General features: G+C 73.0%; 24 protein-coding genes. 13 read left to right on the top strand and 11 right to left on the bottom strand.

The genetic code is table 11. The annotated features are described in order from the left end of the window. The first annotated feature begins 24 nt into the window (after nucleotides 1–24). Nucleotides 25–237 (top strand): toxin HicA, encoded by a 213-nt coding sequence (locus EFK50_RS17165; RefSeq protein WP_246004215.1) that lies wholly within the window; start codon nucleotides 25–27, stop codon nucleotides 235–237. After that, nucleotides 234–578 (top strand): type II toxin-antitoxin system HicB family antitoxin, encoded by a 345-nt coding sequence (locus EFK50_RS17160; protein WP_123228821.1) that lies wholly within the window; start codon nucleotides 234–236, stop codon nucleotides 576–578. The genes EFK50_RS17165 and EFK50_RS17160 overlap by 4 nt, the downstream gene beginning before the upstream one ends. Here the strand turns inward: EFK50_RS17160 and EFK50_RS17155 are convergent, their stop codons facing one another. Genes EFK50_RS17155 through EFK50_RS17145 form a run of 3 tightly spaced genes read right to left on the bottom strand, consistent with a single transcriptional unit; the run spans nucleotide 579 to nucleotide 3,882 of the window. Then, the gene (locus EFK50_RS17155; protein ID WP_123228820.1) at nucleotides 579–1,397 is read right to left on the bottom strand and encodes an SDR family NAD(P)-dependent oxidoreductase; all 819 of its coding nucleotides are present in this window, start codon (nucleotides 1,395–1,397) and stop codon (nucleotides 579–581) included. Beyond that, nucleotides 1,397–2,983, bottom strand: coding sequence for a succinic semialdehyde dehydrogenase (locus EFK50_RS17150; RefSeq protein ID WP_123228819.1), 1,587 nt, complete (start codon nucleotides 2,981–2,983; stop codon nucleotides 1,397–1,399). The genes EFK50_RS17155 and EFK50_RS17150 overlap by 1 nt, the downstream gene beginning before the upstream one ends. After that, the gene (locus EFK50_RS17145; protein WP_123228818.1) at nucleotides 2,980–3,882 is read right to left on the bottom strand and encodes an oxygenase MpaB family protein; all 903 of its coding nucleotides are present in this window, start codon (nucleotides 3,880–3,882) and stop codon (nucleotides 2,980–2,982) included. Before EFK50_RS17145 ends, EFK50_RS17150 begins: the two co-directional genes overlap by 4 nt. 51 nt (nucleotides 3,883–3,933) lie before the next feature. Between EFK50_RS17145 and EFK50_RS17140 the strand changes: the two genes are divergently transcribed. Both EFK50_RS17140 and EFK50_RS17135 read left to right on the top strand, forming a co-directional pair. Then, on the top strand, nucleotides 3,934–5,262 hold the full coding sequence (locus tag EFK50_RS17140) for a cytochrome P450 (protein WP_123228817.1): 1,329 nt from the start codon (nucleotides 3,934–3,936) through the stop codon (nucleotides 5,260–5,262). 10 nt (nucleotides 5,263–5,272) lie between these two features. Then, nucleotides 5,273–5,821: a TetR/AcrR family transcriptional regulator gene (locus EFK50_RS17135; RefSeq protein WP_123228816.1), complete on the top strand. Its 549-nt coding sequence runs from the start codon at nucleotides 5,273–5,275 to the stop codon at nucleotides 5,819–5,821. Between the two features lie 12 nt (nucleotides 5,822–5,833). Here the strand turns inward: EFK50_RS17135 and EFK50_RS17130 are convergent, their stop codons facing one another. Then, a complete protein-coding gene (locus tag EFK50_RS17130; RefSeq protein ID WP_123228815.1) occupies nucleotides 5,834–7,933 on the bottom strand; it encodes an MMPL family transporter in 2,100 nt (699 codons plus the stop codon). 58 nt (nucleotides 7,934–7,991) lie between these two features. Between EFK50_RS17130 and EFK50_RS17125 the strand changes: the two genes are divergently transcribed. Beyond that, nucleotides 7,992–8,498 (top strand): winged helix-turn-helix transcriptional regulator, encoded by a 507-nt coding sequence (locus EFK50_RS17125; RefSeq protein ID WP_123228814.1) that lies wholly within the window; start codon nucleotides 7,992–7,994, stop codon nucleotides 8,496–8,498. A 15-nt stretch (nucleotides 8,499–8,513) separates the two neighbouring features. Here EFK50_RS17125 and EFK50_RS17120 read toward each other — a convergent pair whose 3' ends face one another. The 3 genes from EFK50_RS17120 to EFK50_RS17110 are packed head-to-tail and all read right to left on the bottom strand — an operon-like array spanning nucleotide 8,514 to nucleotide 14,139. Then, a complete protein-coding gene (locus EFK50_RS17120) occupies nucleotides 8,514–11,909 on the bottom strand; it encodes an error-prone DNA polymerase (RefSeq protein ID WP_123228813.1) in 3,396 nt (1,131 codons plus the stop codon). After that, nucleotides 11,909–13,456: a DNA polymerase Y family protein gene (locus EFK50_RS17115; protein ID WP_123228812.1), complete on the bottom strand. Its 1,548-nt coding sequence runs from the start codon at nucleotides 13,454–13,456 to the stop codon at nucleotides 11,909–11,911. The genes EFK50_RS17120 and EFK50_RS17115 overlap by 1 nt, the downstream gene beginning before the upstream one ends. Beyond that, a complete protein-coding gene (locus EFK50_RS17110) occupies nucleotides 13,453–14,139 on the bottom strand; it encodes a hypothetical protein (protein WP_123228811.1) in 687 nt (228 codons plus the stop codon). The genes EFK50_RS17115 and EFK50_RS17110 overlap by 4 nt, the downstream gene beginning before the upstream one ends. A 50-nt stretch (nucleotides 14,140–14,189) precedes the next feature. Between EFK50_RS17110 and EFK50_RS17105 the strand changes: the two genes are divergently transcribed. Both EFK50_RS17105 and EFK50_RS17100 read left to right on the top strand, forming a co-directional pair. Then, on the top strand, nucleotides 14,190–14,933 hold the full coding sequence (locus EFK50_RS17105) for an SDR family oxidoreductase (RefSeq protein WP_123228810.1): 744 nt from the start codon (nucleotides 14,190–14,192) through the stop codon (nucleotides 14,931–14,933). Continuing rightward, nucleotides 14,930–15,340 (top strand): hypothetical protein, encoded by a 411-nt coding sequence (locus tag EFK50_RS17100; RefSeq protein ID WP_221177457.1) that lies wholly within the window; start codon nucleotides 14,930–14,932, stop codon nucleotides 15,338–15,340. The genes EFK50_RS17105 and EFK50_RS17100 overlap by 4 nt, the downstream gene beginning before the upstream one ends. A 7-nt stretch (nucleotides 15,341–15,347) precedes the next feature. Here the strand turns inward: EFK50_RS17100 and EFK50_RS17095 are convergent, their stop codons facing one another. Both EFK50_RS17095 and EFK50_RS17090 read right to left on the bottom strand, forming a co-directional pair. Continuing rightward, on the bottom strand, nucleotides 15,348–16,181 hold the full coding sequence (locus EFK50_RS17095; protein ID WP_123228809.1) for an SDR family NAD(P)-dependent oxidoreductase: 834 nt from the start codon (nucleotides 16,179–16,181) through the stop codon (nucleotides 15,348–15,350). Nucleotides 16,182–16,191: 10 nt separating this feature from the next. Beyond that, a complete protein-coding gene (locus tag EFK50_RS17090) occupies nucleotides 16,192–17,475 on the bottom strand; it encodes an alpha/beta hydrolase (RefSeq protein WP_123228808.1) in 1,284 nt (427 codons plus the stop codon). A 70-nt stretch (nucleotides 17,476–17,545) separates the two neighbouring features. Between EFK50_RS17090 and EFK50_RS17085 the strand changes: the two genes are divergently transcribed. The 5 genes from EFK50_RS17085 (at nucleotide 17,546) to EFK50_RS17065 (ending at nucleotide 22,929) form a co-directional block, all read left to right on the top strand. Next, nucleotides 17,546–18,613, top strand: a complete 1,068-nt coding sequence (locus tag EFK50_RS17085; RefSeq protein ID WP_123228807.1) for an acyl-CoA dehydrogenase family protein — start codon at nucleotides 17,546–17,548, stop codon at nucleotides 18,611–18,613. Between the two features lie 80 nt (nucleotides 18,614–18,693). Then, nucleotides 18,694–19,662 (top strand): enoyl-CoA hydratase/isomerase family protein, encoded by a 969-nt coding sequence (locus EFK50_RS17080; RefSeq protein WP_246004214.1) that lies wholly within the window; start codon nucleotides 18,694–18,696, stop codon nucleotides 19,660–19,662. Continuing rightward, entirely contained in the window at nucleotides 19,646–20,773 is a 1,128-nt protein-coding gene (locus tag EFK50_RS17075) for a CoA transferase (RefSeq protein WP_123228806.1), read from the top strand. Before EFK50_RS17080 ends, EFK50_RS17075 begins: the two co-directional genes overlap by 17 nt. Beyond that, nucleotides 20,770–22,062, top strand: coding sequence for an amidohydrolase family protein (locus EFK50_RS17070; RefSeq protein ID WP_123228805.1), 1,293 nt, complete (start codon nucleotides 20,770–20,772; stop codon nucleotides 22,060–22,062). Before EFK50_RS17075 ends, EFK50_RS17070 begins: the two co-directional genes overlap by 4 nt. 54 nt (nucleotides 22,063–22,116) lie before the next feature. Next, the gene (locus EFK50_RS17065) at nucleotides 22,117–22,929 is read left to right on the top strand and encodes a FadR/GntR family transcriptional regulator (RefSeq protein ID WP_123228804.1); all 813 of its coding nucleotides are present in this window, start codon (nucleotides 22,117–22,119) and stop codon (nucleotides 22,927–22,929) included. Here EFK50_RS17065 and EFK50_RS17060 read toward each other — a convergent pair. Further along, entirely contained in the window at nucleotides 22,922–24,424 is a 1,503-nt protein-coding gene (locus EFK50_RS17060) for a class I adenylate-forming enzyme family protein (protein ID WP_123228803.1), read from the bottom strand. The genes EFK50_RS17065 and EFK50_RS17060 overlap by 8 nt on opposite strands. 66 nt (nucleotides 24,425–24,490) lie before the next feature. Beyond that, the gene (locus tag EFK50_RS17055) at nucleotides 24,491–25,504 is read right to left on the bottom strand and encodes a hypothetical protein (RefSeq protein WP_123228802.1); all 1,014 of its coding nucleotides are present in this window, start codon (nucleotides 25,502–25,504) and stop codon (nucleotides 24,491–24,493) included. Between the two features lie 96 nt (nucleotides 25,505–25,600). Between EFK50_RS17055 and EFK50_RS17050 the strand changes: the two genes are divergently transcribed. After that, complete coding sequence (locus EFK50_RS17050; RefSeq protein ID WP_123228801.1) at nucleotides 25,601–26,356, top strand: SDR family NAD(P)-dependent oxidoreductase; 756 nt, start codon at nucleotides 25,601–25,603, stop codon at nucleotides 26,354–26,356. Nucleotides 26,357–26,365: the final 9 nt, after the last annotated feature.

The raw sequence follows: 26,365 nt of genomic DNA, 5'->3' as shown, positions 1-26,365 counted from the left end.
GGCATGAGGGCGAACCCTCGCGGAGTGGGTTTCAACGACCTGCGGAAGGTGTGCGAGCACTACTTCGGCAGACCCCGGCAGAGCGGCACCTCGCACCTCGTGTTCAAGATGCCCTGGCCGGGCGATCCCCGAGTGAACATCCAGAACGACCACAGCAAGGCGAAGGCGTACCAGGTCCGTCAGGTCCTGGCAGCCGTCGACCGCCTCCACCTAGAACAGGAAGGTGCACCGTCATGACGCAGCCGCGCGTAGACGTCTCCCACTACACCTACCGGGTGTCGTGGTCGGCCGAGGACCGCGAGTTCGTCGGCACCTGCGTCGAGCTCCCGTCGCTGTCCTGGCTGGCCCCGGACTCCGCAGCAGCGATCCTCGGCATCGAGCAGCTGGCAGCCGACGTCGTCCGCGAACTGGCAGACGCCGGCGAGCCCGTTCCAGCTCCGCTCTCCGAGCGCTCCTTCAGCGGCAAGTTCCTGGTGCGGGTGTCCCCGCACCTGCACCGGCTGCTGACCTCCCGGGCGGCCGAGGAGCAGATGAGCCTGAATCGCTTCGTCGAGGAGCGGCTCGCTGCGGCCGTCTGATCACTCCCCGGTGGTGCGCTCCTCGTAGGCCGCGCGCGCCGCGTGGTCGTACTCCAGGAACATCGTGTCCATGCCGGTCCGCTTGCCCATCGAACGCTTGAGGCGGTTGGGGTACAGCGGCCAGGAGGCGCTGGAGAAGGCGAGGAACTTCGGCACCACAGCGGTCGGCCGGTGCTTGCCGAGCAGCTTCACCACGGCGGCGGCGACCTGCTCCGGCTCGATCGCGGGACTGAGCCTCGGCGCCGTCGTACCGCTGATCAGGCCGGTGTTGGTGAACGACGGCAGCACGGCCGCGACCCGGACCTTCTGCGGCGACAGCTCGGCATCCAGCGCTTCGGTGAACGCGAGCACCCCGGCCTTGGTGCCGCTGTAGAGCGCGCACCCCGGAGCGGCGAACCGGCCGGCGAGCGAGGCGACGTTCACGATCTGCCCGCCCCCGGCGGCGACCAGGCGCGGCGCCACCGCGTGGCAGCCGATCGCGACCCCGCGCAGGTTGATGTCGATCTGCTTGAGCTGGGCGTCGAGCGGCGCCTCGAGGTGGCGGCCGATCACCATGATCCCGGCATTGTTGACCAGGCCGTCGATCCGGCCGTACTCCGCTTCGACCTTGTCCAGGAAGCCGGCGAACGACTCCTCCGAGGTCACGTCGAGCGGGAGGCCGATGCCGCCGTACGCCTGCGCCGAGGTGGCCGCGAGGTCGGCGTCCAGGTCGCCGACGGCGACGCGGGCACCGGCCGCGGCGAGTGCCTTGGCGGTCGCCTCCCCGATCCCGCGGGCGCCGCCGGTGATCGCGATGACCTTGCCGTTGAGGTTCCTCATCAGGTGTCCTTCCGTGCCGTCCGACTGACCTTGAGCTTGGCTGCCTTGAGCTGGGCGAGCATGACGAGCCGGGTGGTCGCCAGGTAGGCCCCGCGGTGTCGCTTGGTGCGTGACGGGTACGGCGTCGCGACCCGCTGCGACGTCGTCGTCTGCGACTCCGTGAACCTCAGGATCCCATCGGCGGCGTGCCGGCGTCCGACGCCGCTCGTCTTCATCCCGCCCATCGGCGCCGACAGCGACGAGATCGCCGACAGGTACCCGTCGTTGATGTTCACCGCGCCCGCCTGGATCCGCTGGGCCAGCTCCTGGGCGGCCCCGAGGTCCTTGCTCCAGACGCTCGCGGAGAGCCCGTACTCGGAGTCGTTGGCCCGGGTGACCGCGTCCTCGTCGTCCACCACCGGGTAGACCGCGACCACCGGCCCGAAGGTCTCCTCGGTGAAGACCTTCATCGTCGGCAGCACGCCGGTGAGCACGGTCGGTTCGAAGAAGAACGGGCCGAGGTCGGGGCGGGCGACGCCGCCGACCGCGACCGTCGCACCCTGGGCGACGGCGTCCTCGACGTGCCCGACGGTGGCGGCCAGCTGCTCGGCGGAGGTCAGCGTGCCGAGCTCGACGTCGTGCTCGTACGACGCCCCCATCGTGAGCGCGCGGGTCTGGGCGACCAGCCGCTCGACGAACTCCGGGTAGCGGGACTCGTGCACATAGATGCGTTCGATGCCGATGCACATCTGCCCGGCACTGGCGAAGCAGGCCTGGACGGCACCGGTGACGGCCGCCTCCAGGTTCGCGTCCTGCCGCACGATCATCGGGTTCTTGCCGCCGAGCTCGAGCGAGGTCGAGATCAGCCGCTCCCCGGCCGCGGCCGCCAGCCGGCGCCCGGTCGCCGTGGAGCCGGTGAACGCCAGGTGGTCGACCTGGTCGATGATCGCCTGCCCGAGCGCGCTGCCCGGGCCGGCGACGACCTGCCAGACGTCGGCGGGCACGCCTGCGCGGACGGCGAGCTCGCGGGCCGCGAGCAGGGTGAGCGGAGCCTGCGAGTCCGCCTTCGAGAGCACGGTGTTGCCGGCGACCAGCGCCGGGATCACGTCGCCGACCGCCAGGAAGAGCGGGTAGTTCCACGGGGCGATCACGCCGACCAGTCCCTTGGGGTGCCGGGTGACCCGGGCCCGGACCACGCCGGGGACGCCGGAGCGGACCGAGACCGGTGCGAGGTAGCCGGCCGACTCGGCGCCGTAGTGCGCCGCGACCGACGCCACCCCGAGCGCCTCGATTCCGGCGTGGATCCGGGACTTGCCGGTCTCCCACTGGACCAGGTCGACGAGCTTGTCGCGCTCGGCGACCAGCAGCTCGCCGAAGGCCAGTGCGATCGCGGCGCGCTCGGCGACCGACCGGGCCGCCCAGGCGACCTGGGCCGACCGCGCCCGGGTCGCGGCCAGCGCGACGTCGGCCGCGCTCGACTGCGGGACCGGCGGCAACGGCTCCCCGGTGAACGGCGCCGTCGACCGAGCGGTCTCGCTCCCGGTGGCGAAGACCTGGGCGGCGTACCGGTCGAGGTCGGCGGGAGTCAGGTGCGGGGGCAGGCTCACGCGCGACGCCCCTCCCGCTGGTACGCGCGCAGCGCGATCGGGTGCATCCGGAGCTTCCCGGGCAGGCGGGCGTAAAGCGGACTCAGTGCGCGGCTGATCGACGCGAACCGCTGGTAGCGGCGCTCGCGGCCCTCGTCCCAGGGCAGTCCGAGGATCTCGCGACCCTCCGGCGGCATCCCGCCGATGGTGATCACGGCGCTGACCGCGTTGATCGGGCGCTTGAGCAGGAACCACAGCGCCGGGTGGATCTGCTTCGGACGCGGCCAGCCCTTGGTCGCGTAGCCCACCCCGTACGCCGCGGTGCGGTGCGCGACCAGGCGCTCGTCGAGCGCGTTCTGCCAGTAGACCCGGAACTCGGCGTAGGTCTGCGGCGTGCCGACCGAGCTGACGCCGTACCGCTCGAACCAGGTGATCGACTCCCGGAACAGCTGCTCCTTCTCGGCCTCGGTCAGACGCTTGATGAAGGTGTTGGTCGCAGTGATGGTGTGCTCGATGAACGTCGCGTGCGCCCAGTAGTAGGTGTCCGGGTTCAGCGCGCTGTAGGGCTTCCCGTCGGGGAGCTTGCCCTTGATGTGCTTGTGGAAGTCGCGGACCTCGTGGCCGGCCGCGACCCCGTCGGCGCCGTAGACCGTGTTGAAGATCGGCGGGATGCTCCGCTGCAACCGGGCCAGGGTCTCGGCGAACCAGACCGAGTGGTCCTCGACGCCCTGTCCGAGCGAGGGCAGCATGTTCTGCAGGACGGCGGCCCGGGGTCCGAGGAGCGCCATCCGGTTGTCGGCGAAGTACTTCCAGACCAGCGAGTCCGGACCCAGCGGGAGCGCGGTGCCGCCCCGGGACGCGCGGGCGGACTCGACGTCCGGGGTCAGGACGTCGGGGGCTTGGTCCTCGGCGATAGACATGACCTGATGGTACATTGAAACGGATTTGTTTCAACGTGCCGAGGAGATGACGTGACCGCGACGATCGACGACAGCTCGTCCGACCTGAGGACCGTCCGCGGCCCGTTGATCGGCCTCCCGCACCTCCTCCGCCTGCGCCGGAACCCGATCCACCACAACGACGTCCTGCGGTCGTCGTACGGCGACGTGATCAAGCTGAACGTCTTCGGCACCACGCTGCACGCCTGCTACGGGCTCGACGCGGCCGAGCAGATCCTGATCAACCGCGACCGGGACTTCGCCAACGGCCCGGCCTGGTCGCACTTCATCGGCCCGTTCTTCCGGCGCGGCCTGATGCTGCTCGACTTCGACGAGCACCTGCACCACCGGCGGATCCTGCAGCACGCCTTCACCCAGGAGGCGATGCGGCGCTACCACGCGGTGATGGTGCCGCACATCAAGGCCGGGATCGCCGGCTGGGGCGACGTACCGAACCCGCGGATGAACGAGCTCTTCAAGCAGCTCACCCTGGACCTGGCGCTGGAGACCTTCGTCGGCGTCGACCTCAGCCAGGCCGAGCAGGACAGGCTCAACAAGGCGTTCATCGCCGCGGTCCGGGCCGGCACCTCGATCGTCCGCAAGAACGTGCCCGGCACCCCGTGGGCGAAGGGCCTGGCCGCCCGCAAGGTGCTCGAGGAGTTCTTCTACGCGCACCTCCCCGCCAAGCGCCGCGACGGCGGCGACGACCTGTTCGCCCAGCTCTGCATCGCCCGCAGCGAGGACGGCGACGAGTTCAGCGACGCCGACATCGTCAACCACATGATCTTCCTGCTGATGGCCGCGCACGACACCAGCACGATCACGATGAGCGCGATGGCGTACTACCTGGCCAAGAACCCGGAGTGGCAGGAACAGGCGCGCGCCGAGTCCGTCGCCGCCGGCGGGTCGGACTACGACGCGATCAGCAGCCTGGACCTCCAGGAGCGGATCATGAAGGAGTCGCTGCGGCTGTGCAGCCCGGTGCCGTCGATGCCGAGGGTCGCCGTCCGCGACGTCTCGGTGAACGGCTACCGGATCCCCGAGGGCTCCTTCGTCGCGGTCTCGCCGTTCTACAACCACCACGACCCCAGCGTCTGGCCGGACGCCGAGCGGTTCGACCCGGAGCGGTTCGCCGAGGACCGGCGCGAGGACAAGGCGCACCGGATGGCGTTCCACGCCTTCGGCGGCGGCGTGCACAAGTGCATCGGGATGCACTTCGCCGGCATCCAGGTGCGGGCGATCTTCCACGAGCTGTTGCTGCACTACCGCTGGTCGGTGCCGGCCGACTACGAGTGGCCGCTGGACCTGGTCGCGCTGCCGTTCCCGCGCGACCGGCTCCCGGTCACCCTCGAGCGGCTGTGAGCACCCGGCCATGACGACCGAGATCCTGGACGCCGCGCAGAGCGTCTTCGAGCAGTACGGCGCCCGCCGGGCCAACGTGGAGGACGTCGCCCGTGCCGCCGGGGTCAGCCGGAGCACGCTCTACCGGGCCTACCCCAACAAGGAGGCGCTGCTCGCCGCGGTGCTGGAGCGCCAGCTCACCGACTTCCTGGCCGAGCTGGACCGGGTCGCCTCCGGCCTGCCGTCCCGCGAGGCGGTCGTCGAGTGCTTCACCGCCGGCATCGCGCTGACCCGGGAGATCCCGCTGCTCGCCCGACTGGTGGAGACCGAGCCGGAGATCATCACCGGCGTCGGCGCGTCCTCGCACAGCAGCCTGGTCCTCGGCGCCGCCGACCAGGTGGCCACGACCTTGCGGCGCAGCGGCGCGACCATGCCCGACGACGAGCTCCACGTGGTCGCCGAGCTGATGCTCCGGGTGGCGTACACCTATCTGCTCAACCCGCGCGGTCAGGTCGACATGACCGACGACGCGACGGTCCGGGCCTACGCCCGCCGCTACCTGGCGCCGATGGTCTCCTAGGCGCGCGCCACCCTAGTGGCGCATCCCGAACCGGTCGTGCAGCCGGCGCAACGGCCCCGGCGCCCACCAGTTCGCCTCGCCGAGCAGCCGCATCAGCGACGGCACCAGCAGCGCCCTGACGATGGTCGCGTCGATGACCACGCCCAGCGCCATCCCGACCGCGATCTGCTTCATGAAGAAGACCGGGCTGACCGCGAACGCCGCGAAGACCACCGCGATCATGATCGCCGCCGCGCTGATGATCCTGCCGGTCCTGGCGACCCCGTGGGCGACCGCGTCGGTGTCGCCCATCCCGCCGTCGCGGAGCTCCTTGACCCGCGCCATCACCAGCACCGCGTAGTCGGTGGCCAGCGCGAAGGCGACCGCGAACAGGAAGACCAGGCTGGTCACCTCGACCGAGTACGGGCCGGGGTAGTCGAGCAGGCCGACCAGGAACTTCTTCTCGAAGACGATCACCAGGATGCCCAGCGAGGCGGCCAGGGTCATCGTGTTCATCAGCAGGGTCTTCAGCGGCAGCAGCACCGAGCCGGTGAGCAGGAACAGCAGGACGACGGTGAGCAGCACGATCAGCCCGATCGCCCGCGGGGCGTTCTCGACCAGGCTGGTCTTCTCGTCGACGAAGCTCGCGGTGTTGCCGGCCACCAGCAGCCGGCCGCCGTCCGGGTCGTCGAGCGCGCGGACAGCCTTGAGCGCGTTCTGGGACTCGTCCGAGAGGGCCGGCGCCTCGAACGACGCGGTCGCGAACGCCACGTCGCCGCCGGCCGCGGTGAAGGGCGCCACCCGGTCGACCCCGGGCACCGCCATGATCCGCGAACGCAGGTCCTCCAGGACGTCGGGGTCGGTGGTGCCGTCGACCGTCAGCGAGACGCCTTCGACGACCTCGCGGCCGTAGTGGCTCTCCAGGTACTTGTTGACGCCGTACGACTGCTGGCCGGGCGGGACCGCCTGCGCGCTCGGGCCGGTCAGGTGGGTGCCGAGCAGCGGCGCGGCCAGGGCGAGCATCAGGACGGTGGTGCCGACCGCGACGAGCACCGGGCGCTTCATCACGCCCTGGGCGACCCGCAGCCAGCGGTTGGAGGTGTCCGAGACACCCGGGCCGCGACGGATCGAGAGCGCGTTGATCCGCGGGCCGAGGACGACCAGCAGGGCCGGGGCGACCAGCAGCGCCATCACCGCCGACAGCACGCCGACGACCGCGCCGGCAGCGCCGACGGAGTAGAGGAACCGCTGCGGCATCACGCAGAGCGCGGCCATCGCACCGGCCACGGTGAGTCCGGAGAAGAGCGCCGTCCGCCCGGCGGTCCGCACCATCCGGCGGTGCGCGTCCAGGGTGAAGCCGGCGACCGCCGTCTCCTCCCGATGGCGGGAGACGATCAGCAGCGCGTAGTCCACCGCCAGGCCGAGGCTCAGCGCCGTACCGATGTTGAGGGCGAAGACCGAGGTGCCGGTGAACGTCGCCATGATCCGCAGCGCGAGGAGGGTGCCGACGATCGAGAGCGCGCCGATGATCAGCGGCACCGCCGCGGCGACGGCGCCGCGGAAGACGAGCAGCAGCAGGATCGCGAGCAGCGGGAAGGCGATCAGCTCGGCATTGGTCAGGTCCTTGCGGGTCTGGTCGTTGACCTCGTTGAAGCTCGGCGCGTAGCCGCCGTACCCGACCTCGAGGACGTCCGAGCGCACCCGCTCACGCACCGACTCGTCGGCCAGGCCGCCCTTGTCCTCGAGGTCGTTGGTGGAGAGCTGGGCGAGCAGCGCGACCGAGCGGCCGTCCTCGGCCGGCACGCTGGTGACGTTGCCGACGTACGCCGCTCCCCGCAGCTCCGCGGCGAGCCGGTCGACCTCGGCCTTGATCGTCGGGTCCGTCACCTCCAGCGGGCCGCCGTCCCGGTCCCGGAGCAGGACCACCAGACCCGGCTGTGCCGAGTAGCCGAGGGCCTCGGAGAGCACGTCGCCGGCCCGCTCGCTCTCCGAGGACGGGTCGGTGAACCCGGCGGCCTTCAGGTGGTGCTCGACGTCGTGGCCGAAGAAGCCGGCGACCGCGACGAACAGCAGCGCCGCGGCGAGGATCTTGCGGGGATGGTGCCAGGTGAGGTCGGCGATCCGATCGAGCATGGGGGCACGTTAACAGCGTAAGTTTCTTTTGGGAACTCACTCGCCTATCCTGTGACCCATGCAACGCCGCATCCTCTCGGACCAGCAGTGCTCGGTAGCCCGGACGCTCGACATCGTCGGCGACCGCTGGACCCCGCTGGTGCTGCGCGACATCGCCCTCGGGATCTCCCGCTTCGACGCCATCCAGGCCGATCTCGGCGTCTCCCGCAAGGTGCTGACCCAACGACTCGACGCCCTCGTCGAGCACGCGGTGCTCGTCCGGGTGCCGTACTCCGAGCACCCGCCGCGCTACGACTACCGGCTCACCGAGAAGGGCGACGACCTCGCTCTGGTGCTGCTCGCACTGCAGCAGTTCGGCGACAAGTGGGCGTACGGCGGGGAGCCGCCGATCCAGTGGCGGCACCTCTCCTGCGGTCAGCTCAGCGCCCCGGTCGCCTGCTGCGACAAGTGCGGCGAGCCGGTGCGTCCGGGAGACGCGATCCCGCTGCGCGGCCCGAGCTTCGACGAGACCTCGGCACCCGCGATCGCCGAGGCCCTGGACGAGATCGCCGCGGCTTTCGGCTAGGGCACGCCCGGTGTCCTACTGGAAGTCCCGCGACCGGTGCCGCGCCTGCAACGCCTGCTCGGCACCCGGACTGACCGACGCCAGCGAGGTGATCTTGTCGGCGAGCAGGTTGGTGACCCCGTCGTTGCGCTCCAGGATGCCGCGGATCACCATGCCCGCCGACGTCCTGGCCACCTTGCGGTAGCGGCTCCAGACGCCCTCGGTGCAGATCACGTTGAGCATCCCGCCCTCGTCCTCCAGGTTCAGGAAGGTGACCCCGCCGGCGGTGCCCGGCCGCTGCCGGTGGGTGACCAGCCCGGCCACGTGCACCCGCCGACCCGACTCGACCGAGCCGAGCGCGCCGACCCCGACGATGCCGACCTGGTCGAGGAGCGGTCGCAGGTGCGCGACCGGGTGCGAGTCCGGTGAGATCCGGGTCGCCCAGAGGTCGGCCAGGGTCTCCCCCAGCGGGTCGAGTCCCGGCAGCATCGGTGCGACCACCACCGCCCCGGTCCCCTCGAGCTGGTCGTCGCGCTCGGTGAAGCCGGCGTTCCAGAGAGCCTCCCGCCGGGACAACCCCCAGGGCTCGAAGGCACCCGCCGTCGCCAGCGCCTCCAGCTGGGTCGAGTCCAGGCCGGCCCGGCGGGAGAGGTCGACCATGTCGGCGAACGGTCGCTCCGCGCGGGCGGCGACGATCCGGTCGGCCACCGCGCGCCCGATCCCGCGCACCTCGTCCAGGCCCAGGCGCACCGCGTAGCTGCCGTCCCGCCGGTGCGTCTCGGTCGGGTCCGGCGAGTCCGCGTCGTACGGGGTGGGGTCGTGGTGGCCGGCGACGCACGCCGGCAGGCCAGTCGGTCCGCCGCGTCCCTCCAGCGCCGCCTGGGCCTGGGAGCGGTCGATGTCCGGGCGGAGCACCTCGACCCCGTGCCGGCGGGCGTCCTGGGTCAGCGACTGCGGCGAGTAGAACCCCATCGGCTGCGAGCGGAGCAGACCGGCCAGGAAGGCCGCCGGGTAGTGCAGCTTGAACCAGGAGCTGGCGTAGACGAGCAGCGCGAAGCTGAGCGCGTGGGACTCGGCGAAACCGAAGTTCGCGAAGGACAGGATCTGCACGTAGATCTGCTTCGCCTGCTCTCCGACCAGGCCGCGTCGCTCCATCCCGGCGAACAGGGTCTCCTTGATCGACTCGATCCGCTCGATGCCGCGCTTGGAGCCCATCGCCCGGCGGAGCAGGTCGGCGTCGTCGCGGCTGCAGTCGCCGATCGCGACCGCCATCTCCATCAGCTGCTCCTGGAAGAGCGGCACCCCGAGGGTCCGCTTCAGCACCGGCTTCAGATCGTCATGGGCGTAGTCGACCTCCTCGCGGCCGGTCGCCCGCCGGATGTACGGATGCACCGCGCCGCCCTGGATCGGGCCGGGGCGGATCAGCGCGATCTCGATGGCCAGGTCGTAGAAGGTGCGCGGCCGGAGCCGCGGCAGGGTGCCGATCTGGGCCCGGCTCTCCACCTGGAAGACCCCGACCGAGTCGGCGCGGCAGAGCATGTCGTAGACCCCGGGCTCCTCCTTCGGGATGCTCTGCAGCGTCCACCGCTCACCCAGGCCCTCGGCGACCATCACCATCATCTGGTTCAGCGCCCCGAGCATCCCCAGCCCGAGCAGGTCGAACTTGACCAGGCCCATGTACTCGCAGGCGTCCTTGTCCCACTGCAGGATCGTGCGCTTCTCCATCCGGGCCCGCTCGATCGGGCACACCTCGCCGATCGGCCTCTCGGTCAGGATCATGCCGCCGGAGTGGATCCCCAGGTGCCGCGGCGACTTCATCAGCTGGTTGGCCAGCGCGACGACGGGCTCGGGGATGCCAGAGTCCCCGGAGGTGACCGCGCCGCCCCAGCTGTCGATCGTCTTCGACCAGGCATCCTGCTGCCCGGGCGAGTGCCCGAGCGCCTTCGCCGCGTCGCGGACCGCCATCTTCGGCCGGTAGGTAATCACGTTCGCCACCTGGGCGGCGTTGTGCCGGCCGTAGCGTTCGTAGACCCACTGGATCACCTCCTCCCGACGGTCGGAGTCGAAGTCGACGTCGATGTCCGGCTCCTCCTCGCGGTGCTCGGAGATGAACCGTTCGAAGGGCAGGCGGTAGCGCACCGAGTCGATCGCGGTGATCCCCAGCGCGTAGCAGACTGCCGAGCTCGCCGCCGAGCCCCGGCCCTGGCAGAGGATCCCCTTCCCCCGCGCGAAGGCGACGATGTCGTGCACGATCACGAAGTAGCCGGCGAAGTCCTTCCGCACGATCGTGTCCAGCTCGCGCTCGATCCGCTTCCGCGCCTCCTCCTCGAGATCGGTCCCGGCGTAGTAGGTCTCGAAGCCGCGCTCGGTCAGGACCCGGAGCCAGCTGGATGCCGTGTGCCCCTCGGGGATCCCCTGCTTGGGCAGCCGCGGGGTGGCCTTCTGCAGGTCGAAGGACAGCTGGTCCGCCAGCGTCACCGACCGGGCGACCGCACCCGGGTAGCGGGCGAACCGCTCCGCCATCTCCGCACCGGTCCGCAGGGCCGCCGACCCCCAGGCCGGCAGCCAGCCGTCCAGCTCGGCCAGGCTCCGGCGCGCCCGGATCGCCGCCATCGCCGAGGCCAGCCGGTGATCGGTCGGCAGCGCGTAGTGCACGTTGTTGGTCGCCACCACCGGCAGACCGTGCACCCGCGCCAGGGCAGCCAGGGCGTCGTTGGTCTCGTGGTCGGCCGGGTAGCCGTGGTCGACCAGCTCCACCACCACCCGGTCGTGACCGAACAGCGCCGTGAGCCGGTCCAGCTCGTACGCCGCGGCCGCCTCGCCTCCGGACGCCAGCGCCGCGCGCACGCTCCCCTTCCGGCAGCCGGTCAGCGCCAGCCAATGGCCGCGACCCCGCTCCGCGAGCTCCTCGAGGTCGTAGACCGGCCGGCCCTTCTCGTCACCGCGCAGCTGCGCCGCGGTGATCGCCGCCGCCAGCCGGTGGTAGCCCTCGACCCCTTCGGCGAGGACCAGCAGGTGACTCCCCTCCGGGTCCGGTACGCCGTTCTGCGGAGCACTCAGCCCGAGCGAGAGCTCGGCACCGTAGACCGTCTGCAGGCCCGGGTACTTCTGGGCGATCTCGGCGAACAGCGGCGCCCCCGCGAACCCGTCGTGATCAGTCAGCGCGAGCCCATGCAGCCCCAGCCGGACGGCCTGCTCGACCAGGCGGTCCGGCCCGCTGGCACCGTCGAGGAAGCTGAAGTTGCTGTGCGCGTGCAGCTCGGCGTACGGCGTGACCGGGCCGAGCGGAGGGCGCACCTCGTCCTTGGGGCGATAGGGCTTCCGCTTGCGCGACCCCGGCCCGTCATCGGGAGCGGCGTTGCGCGCGCGTGGTTGCGGCGAGAGCCGCTTCTCCAGCTCGGACCAGGGGATCGGCGGGTTCGACCACCCCACTAGTCGTAGCTCGCTTCGGTCCACCACTGCCCGCCGTCGCAGCGCATCAACCAGGCCCGGCCGTCGACCCCGACGATCTGGAACCGCGCGACCATCCCAGCCGTCCCGCGGGACCCGTCCCACCACTGCTCGTCGGCCGGCCACGGGCCGGCCCAGGTGTCGATCACCTGCCACCCCGACCCGCTACCGCTGTGGAACCTGGTGGGCACCGCGGTCACCACACCGCGGTCGGTGACCGTCACCGGCTGACCGGCCGGCCCGACCACGGCGGTCGCCCACGGTTCGGCGAAGACCCGGCTCGGCGCCGGCGAGGGCATGCTGCCCGGCCACGGCAGGTCCGGGGCCCGCACCGCCGAAGGCCGCTCCCCCCAGGGCACCAGCAGCTGCCGCGACGCCGGCGACCGGCCGCCCTGGCGGACCGGGACGACCACGGCGTCGTACCCCAGCATCGCCTGCACCCGGGCCACACCCCGGTCGATGAGCTCGTCGGTCCCACCGCCCCAAAGACCGTCCGCGTGGGCGGCCGCGGGCTCGACCGTTTCGGGCACGAAGCGCACCAGTCCGACCGGAGCGCCGACCAGGACGCCGGCCGGGGTCGCCTGGAGCTGCCAGTGCACCCGGTCCACCACGTCGTTGGCGCCGAACCACCGCGAGTGCACCCAGGACCGCGCGGAGAGCAGCGACCGCTTGGCGTCGTCCGCCTCGGCCTCGACCCGGAGCGCGGTGCAGACCAGGCCGCGCTCCCCCAGCTCCGCGACGAACCGCTCCGCCGTACGACGGACGCTGAAGCTGACCGCCTCGACGGAGACCAGCGCCGGCTCGAAGACCACCTCGCTGACCAGGTCGGGCGGGGGCGTCCGGGTCGCCGGCTGGACCGGGTCGACCCCGCGCGCCAGCCGGTGCACCTTCGCGCCGTACGCCCCGAACCGGGTCAGCACATCCCGGGCCGGGAGCGCCGCGAGGTCGCCCAGCGTGCGCAGACCGAGACGGCGCAGCAGCCCGACCAGGTCGCCACTGTCCGGGAGCGAGTCGGTGGCGAGGACGTCGACCGGCAGTCCGGCCAGGAACGCGGCCGACCCGCCCTCCTCGACCACCCGCCAGTCCTGGATCTCGGCCAGGCGGGCCGCCTGCTCGGCCGAGAACAGGTCGTCGGCGATCCCGATCCGGACGTCCCGGACGCCGACCTCGACCAAGCGCTCGGCAATAGTGGCGGCGGCCAGCTCCTCCCCGCCGTAGAACCTCCCGGGCGCCCGGATCGCCAGCAGTCCCGGTCGCAGCGGAGCGACCCCGGGGCGGAGCGCCTCCACGGCCGCGAGCACCGGCTCGAAGGCCCGGACGTCGCGCTCCGGGTTGGCGTCGAAGAGGGTCAGTCCGGGGCACCGGGACTGCGCGTCGCGACGACGCATCCCGCGCGTCACACCGAACCCCCGCGCGGCCTGGTTGCAAGCCTGCACCCCGCCGCGAGCGATCACCGCGGCCGGCAGCGCACCGGTCGAGCCGGTCGCCACCACCGGCCAGTCCGGGCACCAGACCACCAGCGCCCTCATGCCAGTGCCTCCATCCGCGGCGCGTCAAGAGCAGGCCGCTCGACGCCGTACTCGATCCTGACCACCGGCCCCTCGGCCGAGGGGAACCACAGCTCGACCTCCCGGACCGGCGCCGAGCCGCGCTGGACCCCCAGCACCACCCGCCGGCTCCGCAACCGGCCGTGACCGGCGACCGCTCCGGACCAAGCCGAGGAGCGCAGGCTGATCCGCGCCTCGGCACCCGGCCACTCCCCCTGGACGATCAGTGCCGCGGACCGCTTCCGCAGCCGGGCCGCGATCCGGCTCGCGGTCCGCTCGGTCACCCCGACCGGGGGCCGGAGCAGCACCACCCCGACCACGTCGACCAGGGCGGCCGTGGTCTCCAGCCAGTGCTCGCCCGGGTCCGGGACGAGCACCGTCCGAGTCAGGTCGACGCCCAGCTCGGCGGCCGCCTCGACCCCGAAGTCGGGAGCACCGACCACGGCCACCCAGGAACCCTCCGCCGACGGCGTCGCCAGCAGCGCCATCCCCAGGCTGGCGCGATCGACCTCGTAGGCGCCTCCGGTGCGCAGCTGGAGCAGCCCGTCGAGGACCGGGTGCGTCGGGAGCGGCACCCGGGGAACCCCGTCCTGCATGCCCCGGATCCGCTCCTGGAGCTGCTGGAGCGTCTGCTCACGGGGAGCGAGGACGATGGGTGCGGACATCTCCCCATGATCGAACACATGTTCGAATCAAGTCAAGGCAGACTGTCCCCATGAAGATCGCCGTCGCCGGGGGCACCGGAGTAGTCGGGTCCGTCCTCGTCGACCAGCTCGCGGCAGCCGGCCACGAACCCGTCGTGCTCGCTCGCGGCGCCGGGGTCGACCTGCTGACCGGCGACGGCCTGGCGGGCCGGCTCGACGGCGTCGACGCCGTCGTCGACGTCACCAGCATCGCGACCACCCGAGGCGGTCCGGCCACCGAGTTCTTCACCCGGACCACCGGCACCCTGCTCGACGCCGGCCGGGCGGCCGGCGTCCGGCACCACGTGCTGCTCTCGATCGTCGGCATCGACGTGACCCCGTTCGGCTACTACGTCGGCAAGGTCGCGCAGGAGCGGCTCGTCGAGGACGCCCCGGTGCCCTCGACGATCATCCGGGCCACCCAGTTCCACGAGTTCGCGGACCAGATGATCGACCGCTCCGGCTTCGGCCCGGTCGTGTTCGCCCCGGTGATGCAGGCGGCGCCGATCGCCGCCGGCGAGGTCGCGGCGCTGCTGGCCGGGATCGCGACCGGGGCACCGCAGGGCCGGGCCGGCGACGTCCGCGGCCCGGAGGAGCTGAGCGTCCCGGAGATGACCCGGCGGCTGCTGCGTCGGCGCGGGTCCCGCCGGCTGGTGGTCCCGGCCCCGCTTCCCGGCAAGGCCGGTCGGGCGATGCGCGGCGGGGCGCTGATCCCGGACGATCCCGGAACGGTCGGCACCCAGACCTTCGACCAGTGGCTCGCGGAGCAGTCGTGACCGGCACCGGCCGCCGGGCCGGCCTGCTCGTGCTGGCGGCGTCCGGCTTCTTCGTGGGCGCCTGGGCGCTGGTCGGCCCGCGCTCGTTCTACGACTCCTTCCCCGGCTTCGGCCATCACTGGACCGCCGTCACCGGCCCGTACAACGAGCACTTCGTGACCGACGTCGGCGCCGCGTACCTGGCGCTGACCGCGGCCGCCGTGCTCGCCCTCGCCTGGGGCGACCTCCGCACCTGCCGGATGGCCGGCGCGATCTGGGCCGTGTTCAGCGCCCCGCACCTGTACTTCCACGTCCGCCACCTCGACGGGCTGACGACGTTCGACAAGATCGGCGAGCTCGGCACCCTGGCCGCGACCCTGGTGATCGCGGTCTGGCTGGCCCTGCCCGAGCGCACCGCCCGCCCCTGAACCGGGCTCAGAGGTACTCCGAGCCGCCGTCCACGTTGAGCAGCACGCCGTTGACGTAGCTCGCCCGCTCCGAGGCGAGGAACGCCACCGCGTCGGCGACGTCGTCCGGGACGCCGAGGCGGGTGCCCCAGGTCGCCTGGTGCCAGCGGCTGTTGGCGTCCGCGAAGTAGTCGGCCTCGGTCCCGCCGGTCTCCGCCATCCAGAGCCGGCGCTTCTCGGCGATCTGCTCGTTGACGATCATCCCGGGAAGGACGGAGTTCGCCCGGATGCCCTGCGGGCCGAACTCGCGGGCGAGGTTCTTGGTGAAGTGCGCGAGTGCGGCCTTCTGCGCCGAGTAGTGCGCGATCCGCGGGACGAAGTGCCGCATCGACATCGCCGAGGTGGTCACGATCGCGCCGCCGCCCGACCTCAGCATCAACGGGATGCCGGCCCGGCAGGCGCGCACCGAGGTCATCAGCACCGACTGGTAGGCGCGGTCCCAGCGGTCGTCCGGCTCGAGGGCCGACTCCCCCAGCTCGCAGAGGCCGACGGTGTTCACCAGCACGTCGAGGCGGCCGTGCTCGGCCTCGACAGCGGCGACCAGGGCCTCGGCCTGCCCGGCCGAGGTGAGGTCGGCGCCGAAGGCCGTGGCCGACGCGGCCCCCGCGGCGCGGGCCTCGTCCGCGACCGCTTCGAGACCCGCCTTCGGGGCGTACCGGTAGTCCTCGTCGCCCTCCTCACGACCGCGCGAGCACACCACGACGTGGGCGCCCTCGGCCGCGAGCCGGATCGCGATCGCGCGCCCCATCCCCTGGGTGGCGCCGATCACGACGGCGACCCGTCCGGTCAGTCCGAGGTCCATCGGCACTCCTTCATCGGTGCTCCCCCTCGCGCCGGGTGGCGCGGACGTAGGCGAGGAATCGGTCGATCGCGTGCACGGTGTACGCCGTGCGCAGGCTCGGGAGCAGGTCCCAGCAGTGGTGCGTCCCCGGCAGCTCGGCGTGCACCACCGGCTGCCGGGAGACGGCGCGCAGCGACGACGCGAAGGTACCCGCCTGCGCCGGTGCGGTGAAGGTGTCCTCGGCGCCGTGCAGGACGAAGAGCGGCGGCGCGTCCGGACCGATCCAGGAGAGCGGCGAGCCCTGGTCGTAGATCGCGAACGCCTCGTCCCGGGACTGCCCGAGGACGAGCCGGCGCCAGAATTCCTCCTGGCTCTTGGGCGAGTCCCCGTGGCGATCGATCAGGTCGTACACCCCGTAGAGCGGCACGCCCGCGACCACCGACGTGTCCGCCTCCTCGAAGCCGGGCTGGAACACCGGCGCGTTGGCGCTGAGCGCGGCGAGGGCGCTCAGGTGGCCTCCCGCGGAACCGCCGGTGATCGCGACGAACTCCGGGTCCCCGCCGTACGCCGCGATCTCCTGCTTCACCCAGGCGATCGCCCGCTTGACGTCGATGATGTGCGCCGGCCACCGGGCCGCGGGGGCGAGCCGGTAGTTGATCGCGACGCAGACCCAGCCGCGCCGCGCCAGCAGGCTCATCAGCGGGTAGCCCTGCCCGCGCTTGCTCCCGGCCACCCAGGCACTGCCGTGGACCTGGATCAGGACGGGAGCCCGGCCGTCGACCGGGAGGTCGGTCCGCGACCAGATGTCGAGGTGGTTGCGGCGACCGGCGTCGCCGTAGGACAGGTCCTGGGCGCGCAGGTAGCCGGCGCGTTCGGTGAACCGCGGGAGCAGCACCTGCCGCCGGGTCAGCGGGACCCGGTCGGGTGCCCTCCCGTCGGCGGGCAGGTGGTCGCGGTAGTGCTCTCCGAGCCCGGCCCGGAGTGCCTCCTCGAGCACCCGGCCGGAGGCCTGCTGCTGGCGCTGGGCACCGAGCAGCGCGACGCCGCCGGCGACGGCGAGACCGGCGCCCAGGCGGTCGGCGACGCTCCGTGGAGGACCTCCGCGGAGGAGCGCCGACGCGGTGGTGGCCGCCACCAGGCCGGCGGTGTGCAGCGGGAGCTCGGAGGCGAGCAGGCCGACCACCTCGGTCGGCACCACCGGCAGCGCCTCGACGGGCCCGGTGAACGGCTTCCCGAGGACCTGAGCGGGCCGTGCCGACCGGGCCGCGGCGGCGACGGCCGCCCAGGCCAGCCCGGTGCGCAGCAGCGACGTCATCGGCGACCGCCTCCTCTCAAAGAGTTAACTAAGTCAACCATAGCCCGGCAGTTGTGCGAGACTCTGTCGCATGAGCAGCGCGACCCCGGAGCAGCAGGAACTCGTCGAGGACCTCCGCGCCACGGTCCGTGCCGCGCTGAGCCGCACCGAGCCGGGGACCGGGGATGCCGGCACCTGGGCCCTGCTCGTGGACCAGGTCGGGGTGGACGGACTCCTCGTCCCCGAGGCGCACGGAGGGCTCGGCCTGGGCGCCCGCGAGCTCGTCGCGGTCGCCGAGGAGATCGGCGGCGCCGCGGTCCGGGTCCCGTTCCTCTCGCACGCGGTCGCCGCGGCGGCCCTGCTCCGCGCGGCCGACCTCGACGCCGCGCTGGTGGACGGCCTCCGCACCGACACCGCCACGGGCTCCCGGCGGATCGCCGTGGTGCCGAGCTCCCGGGACGCGGTCGTCGCCGACGACGCCTCCGGAACGACCCGGCTCACCGGCACGGTCACCGCCGCCCTCGACGCTCCCGGCGCCGACGTGCTGCTGGTGCAGGCTACGTACGACGGCCGGTCCGCCGTCTGCGTCGTCGACGGTACGGCGCCCGGCCTCGCCGTTGCCGAGCGCAGCGTGCTCGACCTCTCCCGTTCGGTCGGCAGCGTCGTGTTCGCCGACACCCCCGCCACCGTCCTCCTCAGCGGAGAGGCCGCCCGGCAGGCGCTCGCCGACTCGCTGCGCTGGTCGCGGCTGGCACTGGCCGCCGATCAGGTCGGACTCGCCCGCCGCAGCCTGGCGGTCACCGTCGAGTACGTCGGCATCCGGCACCAGTTCGGCGCCGCGATCGGCTCCTTCCAGGCCGTCAAGCACCGCTGCACCGAGGTGCTCCTGGAGGTCGAGCTGGCCGCGGCCCTCGTCGACCAGGCCGCCGCTGCTCTCGATGCCGGCGACGACCCGCAGGACCTCGTCAGCACCGCCGCGCTGCAGGCCGGGACCGCTGCGCTCGCGGCGACCGACGCGGTGATCCAGCTGCACGGCGGGATCGGCTTCACCTGGGAGCACGTCGCCCACCACTTCTACCGGCGAGCGCGTGCCAACGTCAGCCTGCTCGGGCCGGTCCAGGACCTGCGCGATGCCGTCGCCGCGTCGGCAGGGCTCTGACCGCGCTCGCAGCGGTACCGTCGCCCCGAAGCAGCACCCAGGTGCGGCCCAGAGGAGGAGCCCGGAGGAGGAGCCCAGAGATGAGCATGGAGGCGTCCTGGCAGGACCTCGCCGCGGGTGCCGCCGTGCTCGACCTCGACCCTGACGGCCGGCCGGTGCGTCCGCTCCTGCTCCTCGACCTCGACCGGCTCGGACCGCCGCCGAACGACCTCCGACCGAGCTCAACCCCGGGTGCCGTTGTCGTCGGCGTCACCGAGGGCGACCCGCCGGCGACCGCGCTCCCGTACCTGACCTGCTGGGTGGCACCGGGAGAGGTGGACGACCTCGTCGGGACCGTCGGCGTCGCCCCGGTGGCGGCGACCACCCTCGCCGGCCTGCTCGGCACCGGCGCGACGAGCACACCCGCGGCGCTGGTCGCCGAATCACTGGCCTACTCCGCGCTCCAGGGCGGGGCCGAGTTCCGCGACTGGCTGGCCGGCACCACCGCCACCGGCAGCGCGGACACCGACGACCCGGTCCTGGTCGAGCGGACCGGTCAGGTCCTCACGATCACCCTGAACCGGCCCGCCCGCCACAACGCGTACTCGGCGGCGATGCGCGACGCCCTGCGCGACGCCCTGGCGGTCGCACGGGCCGACCCCGAACTGCGGGTCGAGCTCCGCGGCGCCGGCCCGTCGTTCTGCAGCGGCGGGGACCTGGCCGAGTTCGGCCGGGCGACCGACCCGGCGGTCGCGCACCTGGTCCGGGTGACCACCGGAGCGGCCCGGTCGCTGGACCTGCTGCGGCCGCGGACCCGGGTGGTGCTGCACGGCGCCTGCGTCGGGGCCGGGATCGAGCTCGCGGCATTCGCCGGCCGCGTGGAGGCCGACGACGACGCCTGGTTCCACCTGCCGGAGGTCGGCATGGGGCTGGTCCCCGGCGCCGGCGGTACGGCGAGCATCCCGGCCCGGGTCGGACGCTGGCGCACCGCCCAGCTCGCCCTGACCCGTCGGCGCCTCGACCTGGGGACCGCACTCGCGTGGGGACTGGTCGATGCCCCCGCCCGGTGACCTCGCCGACTGGGCGCGCTCCGGGGCGATGGCACTCACCGGACGGCCCGACGGCCCGCCCCTGGTGCCAGCGGCGCGGCCCGCCTCGATCGTGCGTGAGCAGCTCGCCGCCCTCGGCCTCCGGATCCCCGGCCTCCTCGGTGAGCGGGCGGCGTACGCCGGTCTCACCCGGCGCGGGCCGTGGAGCTGCGGCGGCGCGATGCGGATCCTGCCCGCGCAGGACGGACACGTCGCCCTCTCGCTGGCGCGCCCCGACGACGTCGCGCTGATCCCGGCCCTCGTCGAGTCCGACGCGGCCGACGATCCGTGGGCGGCCATCGGCTCCTGGGCCGCCGGGGCCCGAGCGCTGGAGATCGAGCAGCGGATGGAGCTGCTCGGGCTGCCCGGAGGCGCGGTCCGCCACGGCCCCGGCACCCGCCCGGCCGTGCTCACCTCCGTCCACGGCACCCGCAGCCCCGGGGAGCGCCCGCTCGTCGTCGACCTCACCAGCCTCTGGGCCGGACCGCTCTGCGCGCACCTCCTCGGCCGTACCGGCGCGCGGGTGGTCAAGGTCGAGAGCCGGACCCGGCCCGACGGGGCCAGATCCGGACCTCCCGACTTCTTCGCGCTGCTGCACGACGGCCACGAGCAGCGCACCCTCGACCTCGCCGAGGAGCACGACCTGGAGCAGCTGCACGCGCTGATCCGGGAGGCCGACCTGGTGCTGGAGGCGTCCCGCCCGCGCGCCCTCCGCCACCTCGGCGTCGTCGCCGAGGACGTGGTCGCCGCCGGCACGAGCTGGCTCTCGATCACCGCGTGCGGTCGGGCCAGCGACGCGGTCGGATTCGGCGACGACGTGGCTGCCCGGGCCGGCCTGGTCGTCCCCGACGGCGACGACCTGCTCCCCGTCGGGGACGCGATCGCCGACCCGGTGGTGGGCGTGCGGGCCGCGGCCGAGGCGGTCGCCGCGCTGGCCTCCCCGGAGGCGGTCCTCCTCGACGTCAGCATGGTGGAGGTCGTTGCCGAGACCAGGGCGCCGGCACCCGAGCACGCCGTCACCCGCGCGGGGGGCCGGTGGTGGGTCGAACATGCCGAAGGCCGCGACCCGGTCACCGACCCGGAGCGCCGATGAGGACGCTCTTCACCGACGTCGAGGTCGACGGGCGGGGGTGCGACGTGCTGGTCGGCCCGGGCGGGATCGAAGCCGTCGGCGACCGTCTCGCCAGCACCGGTGCCGACGAGCACGTCGACGGCGGCGGCGGCGCCCTGATCCCCGGCCTCCACGACCACCACCTGCACCTGCTGGCAACCGCCGCCGCGCGGACCAGCGTCGACTGCTCGACCGGGCTCGACCGGCTCCGCAGCGCTCCGCCGGGCCCGTGGGTCCGCGGCGTCGGCGCGGTCGAGTCCGTCGACCGGCACGTCCTGGACGCCCTGGTCCCGGATCGTCCGGCCCGGGTCCAGCACAGCAGCGGCGGGCTCTGGATGCTGAACTCCCGGGCGCTCGCCGCGGTCTCCCCGGCACTCGCCGGGCCGGACGTCGAGCGCGATCGCGACGGGGTGCCCACCGGCCGGCTCTGGCGGTTCGACTCCCGACTGCGCGCCGCGCTCCCCGACCGCGCCGCCGAGACCCGGCAGTCGCTGGCGACCCTGGTCGAGGAGCTCCACCGGCTCGGCATCACCTCGGTGACCGACGCGACCCCCGACCTCGATCCGCCGACCGTCGCCCTCCTCTCCGACCTCCCTCTCGGCGTGACCCTGCTCGGGGACCCCGACGGCACCGCCCCGCGCAAGATCCTGGTCCGCGACCACGACCTCCCCGACCTCGCCGCGCTCACCACGCAGGTCGCCGAGGCCCACGAGCAGCGGAGACCGGTCGCCGTGCACTGCGTCACCCGGGAGGCGCTGCTGCTCACCCTGGCCGCCCTCGACGACGCCGGCCGGCTCCCCGGCGACCGGATCGAGCACGCCGCGGTGGTCCCGCCCGAGGTCCGCGCACGGCTCCGCGGCCTCACCGTGGTGACCCAGCCCGGGATGCTCGTCGCCCGGACGGAGCGGTACCGGACCGAGGTCGACCCGGACGACCTCGACCACCTGTACCCGTTCGCCTCCCTGCACGACGCGGGCGTGCCGGTGCTGAGCAGCAGCGACGCGCCGTACGGGCCGCTGGATCCGTGGGAAGGTTTGCGAGCGGCCCGCGACCGCGACCTGGCCCCGCACGAACGCGTCCCCGTCGCCGTCGCGTTCCCGACGCTGCTCCGCGACTCTGCCGGCCTCCCGCGGCGGATCGCGGCGGGCGAGGCCCCCGCGGTCTGCCTGCTCGAGGTACCCCTCGCCGAGGCGCTCCGAGCACCCGCGGCGGACCTGGTCCGCCTGGTCCGCGACCCCGCTCCGCACCGGCGGATCCGCTCCGGCCGCTGAAAGTCGGCACGCGCCGGGACGCCGAGAAGGAGTTCGAACGATACAATCATTCATATGACTGACGTTTCCGCCATCGTTCCCGGGACGGGCGTCATCGGGACTCCGATGCGCGCCCCCAAGACGGCTGAACTCATCGCCGGGCACCTGCGCCGCCAGATCGTCCGCGGCGAGCTGAAGGCCGGGGAGACGATCCCGCCGGAGCAGCAGCTCATGGAGCAGTACGGCGTCTCGCGGCCGACCCTGCGCGAGGCCTACCGGATCCTCGAGGCCGAGAGCCTGATCGGCGTCCGCCGCGGAGCCCGCGGCGGAGCCCAGGTGCTCGAGCCGGACCCGATGGTCGCCGCCCGCCACGTCGCCCTCCTGCTCCAGCTCCAGGGCACCACCATCCAGGACGTCTACGAGGCGCGCCTGGTCGGCGAGCCCGCCTGCGCCCGCCTGCTCGCGACCCGCCGCAACGCCCAGGACCTCGCCGACCTGCGCGCCGTGGCCGAGCACCTCGGCCACCTCCTCGAGGCGAAGTCGGACACCCCCGACATGAGCCAGTGGAGCAGCACCACCTACCGCTTCCACGAGCTGATCATGCAGCGCTGCGGCAACAAGACCCTCGCCGTCCAGGGGGCGGTGCTCGCCGACATCGTCGCGGTGCACCTGAGCCAGGCGATCACGACCGGCATGTCCCGCGAGGTCGACGCCCAGCCGGCGCGCTTCCGCAAGACGCTCCGCTCCTACGAGAAGCTGATCCGGCTGGTCGAGGAGAAGGACGCCGACGGCGCCGAGACGCACTGGCGCTCGCACATGGAGGTCGCGGCGAAGTACATCTTCCGCTTCGACCCCGGCAACAAGCCGCTGGTCGACCTCTTCAGCTGAGGGTCGCCTGCCGGAGGACGTCGCGCCGTACCAGCTTCCCGGTCTCGGTCCGCGGCAGCTCCGGCCAGAAGAGGAAGCGCTCGGGCGTCTTCGAGGAGCGCAGCCGCTGCAGCACGAAGACGCGCAGCTCCCCGGCCTCGAGCGCCCGGCCGTCGCGGAGCACCACCACCGCCTCGATCCGCTGGCCCCACTCCTCGTCGGGGACGCCGATCACCGCCACGTCGACCACGTCGGGATGGTGGAGGATGACCTCCTCGATCTCGGCCGGCGCGATGTTCTCCGCCCCGCGGATGATCGTGTCGTCGACCCGGCCGCCGAGGAACAGGTAGCCGCTCGCGTCGAGGTGGCCGCGGTCGCGGGTGTCGAACCAGCCGTCGTCGTCCACCGCACGTCCCTGGCCGTCGTACTCGCCGGAGACCTGGTCGCCGCGCACGCAGATCCGGCCCACCTCGCCGGCCGGGAGCGGCACGCCGTCGTCGTCGAGGACCGCCAGCTCCACCCCGGGCACGACCTGGCCGACCGAGGAGAGCCGGGCGCGGACGTCGGGATCATCCGAGGCGAGCGAGGCGCGGTGCTGCTCGGGGCCGAGCACGGCTACCGTCGAGCTGGTCTCGGTCAGCCCGTAGGCGTTGACGAAGCCGACCTCGGGCCAGGTGCGCAGCGCCTTCTCGATCAGCGCTCCCGGCATCGGTGCGCCGCCGTACGCGAGCCCGCGCAACGAGGGCACGGCCAGGTCGGACCCGGTCTCGATGATCCGGGAGAGCATCGTCGGGACGACGAGAGCGTTGGTGATCCGCTCCTCGCGCACCGTCGTCAGCCACTCGTCGGGCGAGAACTGCTCCAGCACCAGCGTGCGCCGGCCGGCGTAGAGGTTGCTGATCACGTTGGCGACCGCGGCGATGTGGTACGGCGGCACGCTCACCAGCGCCGCGTCGTCCTCCGCGGCGGCGAGGAACTCGACGGTGCCGAGCACGTACGAGGCGAGGTTGCCGTGCCGCAGCAGGACGCCCTTCGGCGCCGAGGTGGTGCCCGAGGTGTAGATGACCACGGCGGTCCGCTCGGGATCCCAGGGTTCGTCCCCGGGTTCGTCGACCGGTTCGTCGACCGGGCGCTCGGCCGTCGTCGCCAGCCACGTCGCGGCGTCGACCGCTGCGATCCCGGCCGCCCGCAGCGCCGCCCCGCCGCCCTCGTCGCCGACGCCGTACGCACCCGGGTGCCGGGCGAGCAGCGCGGTGAGCTGCTCCTCGCCCAGCCGGTAGTTCAGCGGCACCAGCGGTACGTCGGCCAGTGCGGCCGCGAACAGGGCCACCGGGAACGCCGGGCCGTTCACCCCGAGGTAGACGAGGGCATCGGCACCGGAGGCGCGGAGGACGGCCGCACCGGCTCGCGCCCGGTCGCGGAGACCGGCGGCCGTGATCCCGCCGGCGCGCGATCCCACCACGATCCGGTCGCCGGCGGTGTCGGCGACCATGTCCAGCAGCATCGTCAGGCGCATCGACCGACCGCCTCCTCGCTCCCGCTCGTCACCTGACCGCCGGGACGTCGGCGGCTGCCGCACACGCTAGCCACCCAGGAGGGCATCGACCGAGCCGATCCCTTCGTCCCGGAATCGCTCCATGAAGCTCTCGCCCCAGCTGAAGGCGACCTTCACCGGTCGCTCCTCGCCGTGCCGGAGGATCCTGCCGGCCTGGGCCCGGTACCCGCCCCAGCGCGCGGCCGAGAACTGCGACATCTGACCGCCCGGCTCCAGCTCGAACACCCAGGTGTCGCCGCCGTGGTCGCGGTAGCCGATCCGCTGGGCCCAGTCGTCGGGGTCGGGATCGATCCCGCCCCGGGTGTTCGCGTCCATCACCACCGGGCCCTTCGCGTCGGCGACCGAGACGAAGTTGAACCCCTCCCGGCCGATGGCGACCTGCCCCCACTCGACGGTGCCGTCCTCGAACTCCGTCGCGAAGGCCGACCAGGACAGCTGGGTGCCGTTGAAGATCCGCCACTCCTTCCAGTCCGCGCCGTGCGGCCAGTAGCCGTGGTCGAGGAAGACGAAGCCCTCGACCTGCTGACCCAGGACGCGCCCGCTCATCCGGTAGAGCTCGCTGGTGTAGAAGAACGGCTCCTCGTGGTCGAGGCTGCCGATCTGGATGCCCGGACCGACCAGGTCGCCCTCGAGCTCGAGGATCTGGCCCTCGCGCCAGGCCATGTGGCCCGGCGTCAGGCGGTAGTCGAGGCCTTCCTCCGGAGCACCGCCGGCCTTGCCGAGGAGCGAGCCGTGCAGGTGGTGCTCGTCCTCGGAGTACTCCCGCTTCACCTCGCCGCGCACGGTCTGGAGCGACTCGGGCACCAGGCTGACCTTGCCGCCACGGGTGTTCATCAGCCAGAGGCCGGCGGTCATCGGCCCGCAGAACTTCCGCTCGACGACGTGCAGGGCGCCGGACTCGTCGCGCCAGCCGCCGTACAGGTAGGTGGACTCCTCGGTGAGACCGAACGGCCGCGCGGTCGGGCGGTGCATGTCGAGGGACGGCTCGTAGCAGGCCACGGCGGTCGCGTAGCCGAGCTGGCCGAGCGGGAGTGTCGTCATGGAGGCACCCTTCCGGGTCAGGGGACTTGGCAGGAATCAGTTAAACAGGTTAGATACTTAAACGGAACACTAGCCTCCAGGAACGAGGAAAGCGCGATGCCCCACGCCGTGGTCACCGGTGCCGCCAGCGGGATGGGCCGGTTGATGGTCGAACGGCTCCTGGAGCGCGGCTGGACCGTCTCCGCGGTCGACCTGGACACGCCCGCCCTGCACGAGCTCGCCGGGACCGCGGGCGTCTCGGCGTACCCCTGCGACGTGAGCGACCCGCAGCTGGTGCGCGCTGCCGCGGCAGCCGTGCTCGCCGCCCACCCGCGGATCGACCGCCTCGTCACCGCCGCCGGCATCGCCGTCATCGGCCGGCTCGACGACCTCGACCCCGAACGCGTCGCCCGGCCGATGCAGGTCAACTACCTCGGGACCGTGGCCTGGGTGCACGCCCTGCTGCCGGCGTTGCGCGAGTCCGGGGGCGAGCTGGTGCTCTTCGCCTCGCTCGCCGGCTGGATCGTCACGCCCGGCTACGGCGCCTACACCGCCAGCAAGTTCGCCCTGGTCGGCTACGCCGAGACCCTGGCGCTCGAGCTGCGCGGGAGCGGGATCACCGTGCGGGCGGTCTGCCCGCCCGCCGTCCGGACCCCGATGATCGACGGGGTGATCCGCGACGGGCAGAGCGCGGCGGCGGTCGAGCGCAGCCGGCCGCTGAGCCCGGGGCAGGTGATCGACGCCATCGAGAAGTCGCTACGGCGACGGCGCGCGAAGATCTGGGTCTTCCCCGGTCCGGCCGGCATCGTCTGGCGGGTACGGCGGCTAGCCCCCGGTCTCGTCAACGCCGCGACCACCCGGCTCGGCGGCTGACCGCACCGC

It is taken from the genome of Nocardioides marmoriginsengisoli (assembly GCF_003725695.1).
In the GTDB taxonomy this organism is placed as follows: Bacteria; Actinomycetota; Actinomycetes; order Propionibacteriales; family Nocardioidaceae; genus Marmoricola; species Marmoricola marmoriginsengisoli.
This window is presented reverse-complemented; position numbering and strand designations above follow the sequence as displayed.

Coding starts and splice junctions, on each gene's coding strand:
- EFK50_RS17160 (WP_123228821.1), top strand. CDS start 234: ATGACGCAGCCGCGCGTAGACGTCTCCCACTACACCTACCGGGTGTCG.
- EFK50_RS17155 (WP_123228820.1), bottom strand. CDS start 1,397: ATGAGGAACCTCAACGGCAAGGTCATCGCGATCACCGGCGGCGCCCGC.
- EFK50_RS17145 (WP_123228818.1), bottom strand. CDS start 3,882: ATGTCTATCGCCGAGGACCAAGCCCCCGACGTCCTGACCCCGGACGTC.
- EFK50_RS17135 (WP_123228816.1), top strand. CDS start 5,273: ATGACGACCGAGATCCTGGACGCCGCGCAGAGCGTCTTCGAGCAGTAC.
- EFK50_RS17130 (WP_123228815.1), bottom strand. CDS start 7,933: ATGCTCGATCGGATCGCCGACCTCACCTGGCACCATCCCCGCAAGATC.
- EFK50_RS17125 (WP_123228814.1), top strand. CDS start 7,992: ATGCAACGCCGCATCCTCTCGGACCAGCAGTGCTCGGTAGCCCGGACG.
- EFK50_RS17115 (WP_123228812.1), bottom strand. CDS start 13,456: ATGAGGGCGCTGGTGGTCTGGTGCCCGGACTGGCCGGTGGTGGCGACC.
- EFK50_RS17110 (WP_123228811.1), bottom strand. CDS start 14,139: ATGTCCGCACCCATCGTCCTCGCTCCCCGTGAGCAGACGCTCCAGCAG.
- EFK50_RS17105 (WP_123228810.1), top strand. CDS start 14,190: ATGAAGATCGCCGTCGCCGGGGGCACCGGAGTAGTCGGGTCCGTCCTC.
- EFK50_RS17095 (WP_123228809.1), bottom strand. CDS start 16,181: ATGGACCTCGGACTGACCGGACGGGTCGCCGTCGTGATCGGCGCCACC.
- EFK50_RS17090 (WP_123228808.1), bottom strand. CDS start 17,475: ATGACGTCGCTGCTGCGCACCGGGCTGGCCTGGGCGGCCGTCGCCGCC.
- EFK50_RS17085 (WP_123228807.1), top strand. CDS start 17,546: ATGAGCAGCGCGACCCCGGAGCAGCAGGAACTCGTCGAGGACCTCCGC.
- EFK50_RS17080 (WP_246004214.1), top strand. CDS start 18,694: ATGAGCATGGAGGCGTCCTGGCAGGACCTCGCCGCGGGTGCCGCCGTG.
- EFK50_RS17075 (WP_123228806.1), top strand. CDS start 19,646: ATGCCCCCGCCCGGTGACCTCGCCGACTGGGCGCGCTCCGGGGCGATG.
- EFK50_RS17070 (WP_123228805.1), top strand. CDS start 20,770: ATGAGGACGCTCTTCACCGACGTCGAGGTCGACGGGCGGGGGTGCGAC.
- EFK50_RS17065 (WP_123228804.1), top strand. CDS start 22,117: ATGACTGACGTTTCCGCCATCGTTCCCGGGACGGGCGTCATCGGGACT.
- EFK50_RS17060 (WP_123228803.1), bottom strand. CDS start 24,424: ATGCGCCTGACGATGCTGCTGGACATGGTCGCCGACACCGCCGGCGAC.
- EFK50_RS17055 (WP_123228802.1), bottom strand. CDS start 25,504: ATGACGACACTCCCGCTCGGCCAGCTCGGCTACGCGACCGCCGTGGCC.
- EFK50_RS17050 (WP_123228801.1), top strand. CDS start 25,601: ATGCCCCACGCCGTGGTCACCGGTGCCGCCAGCGGGATGGGCCGGTTG.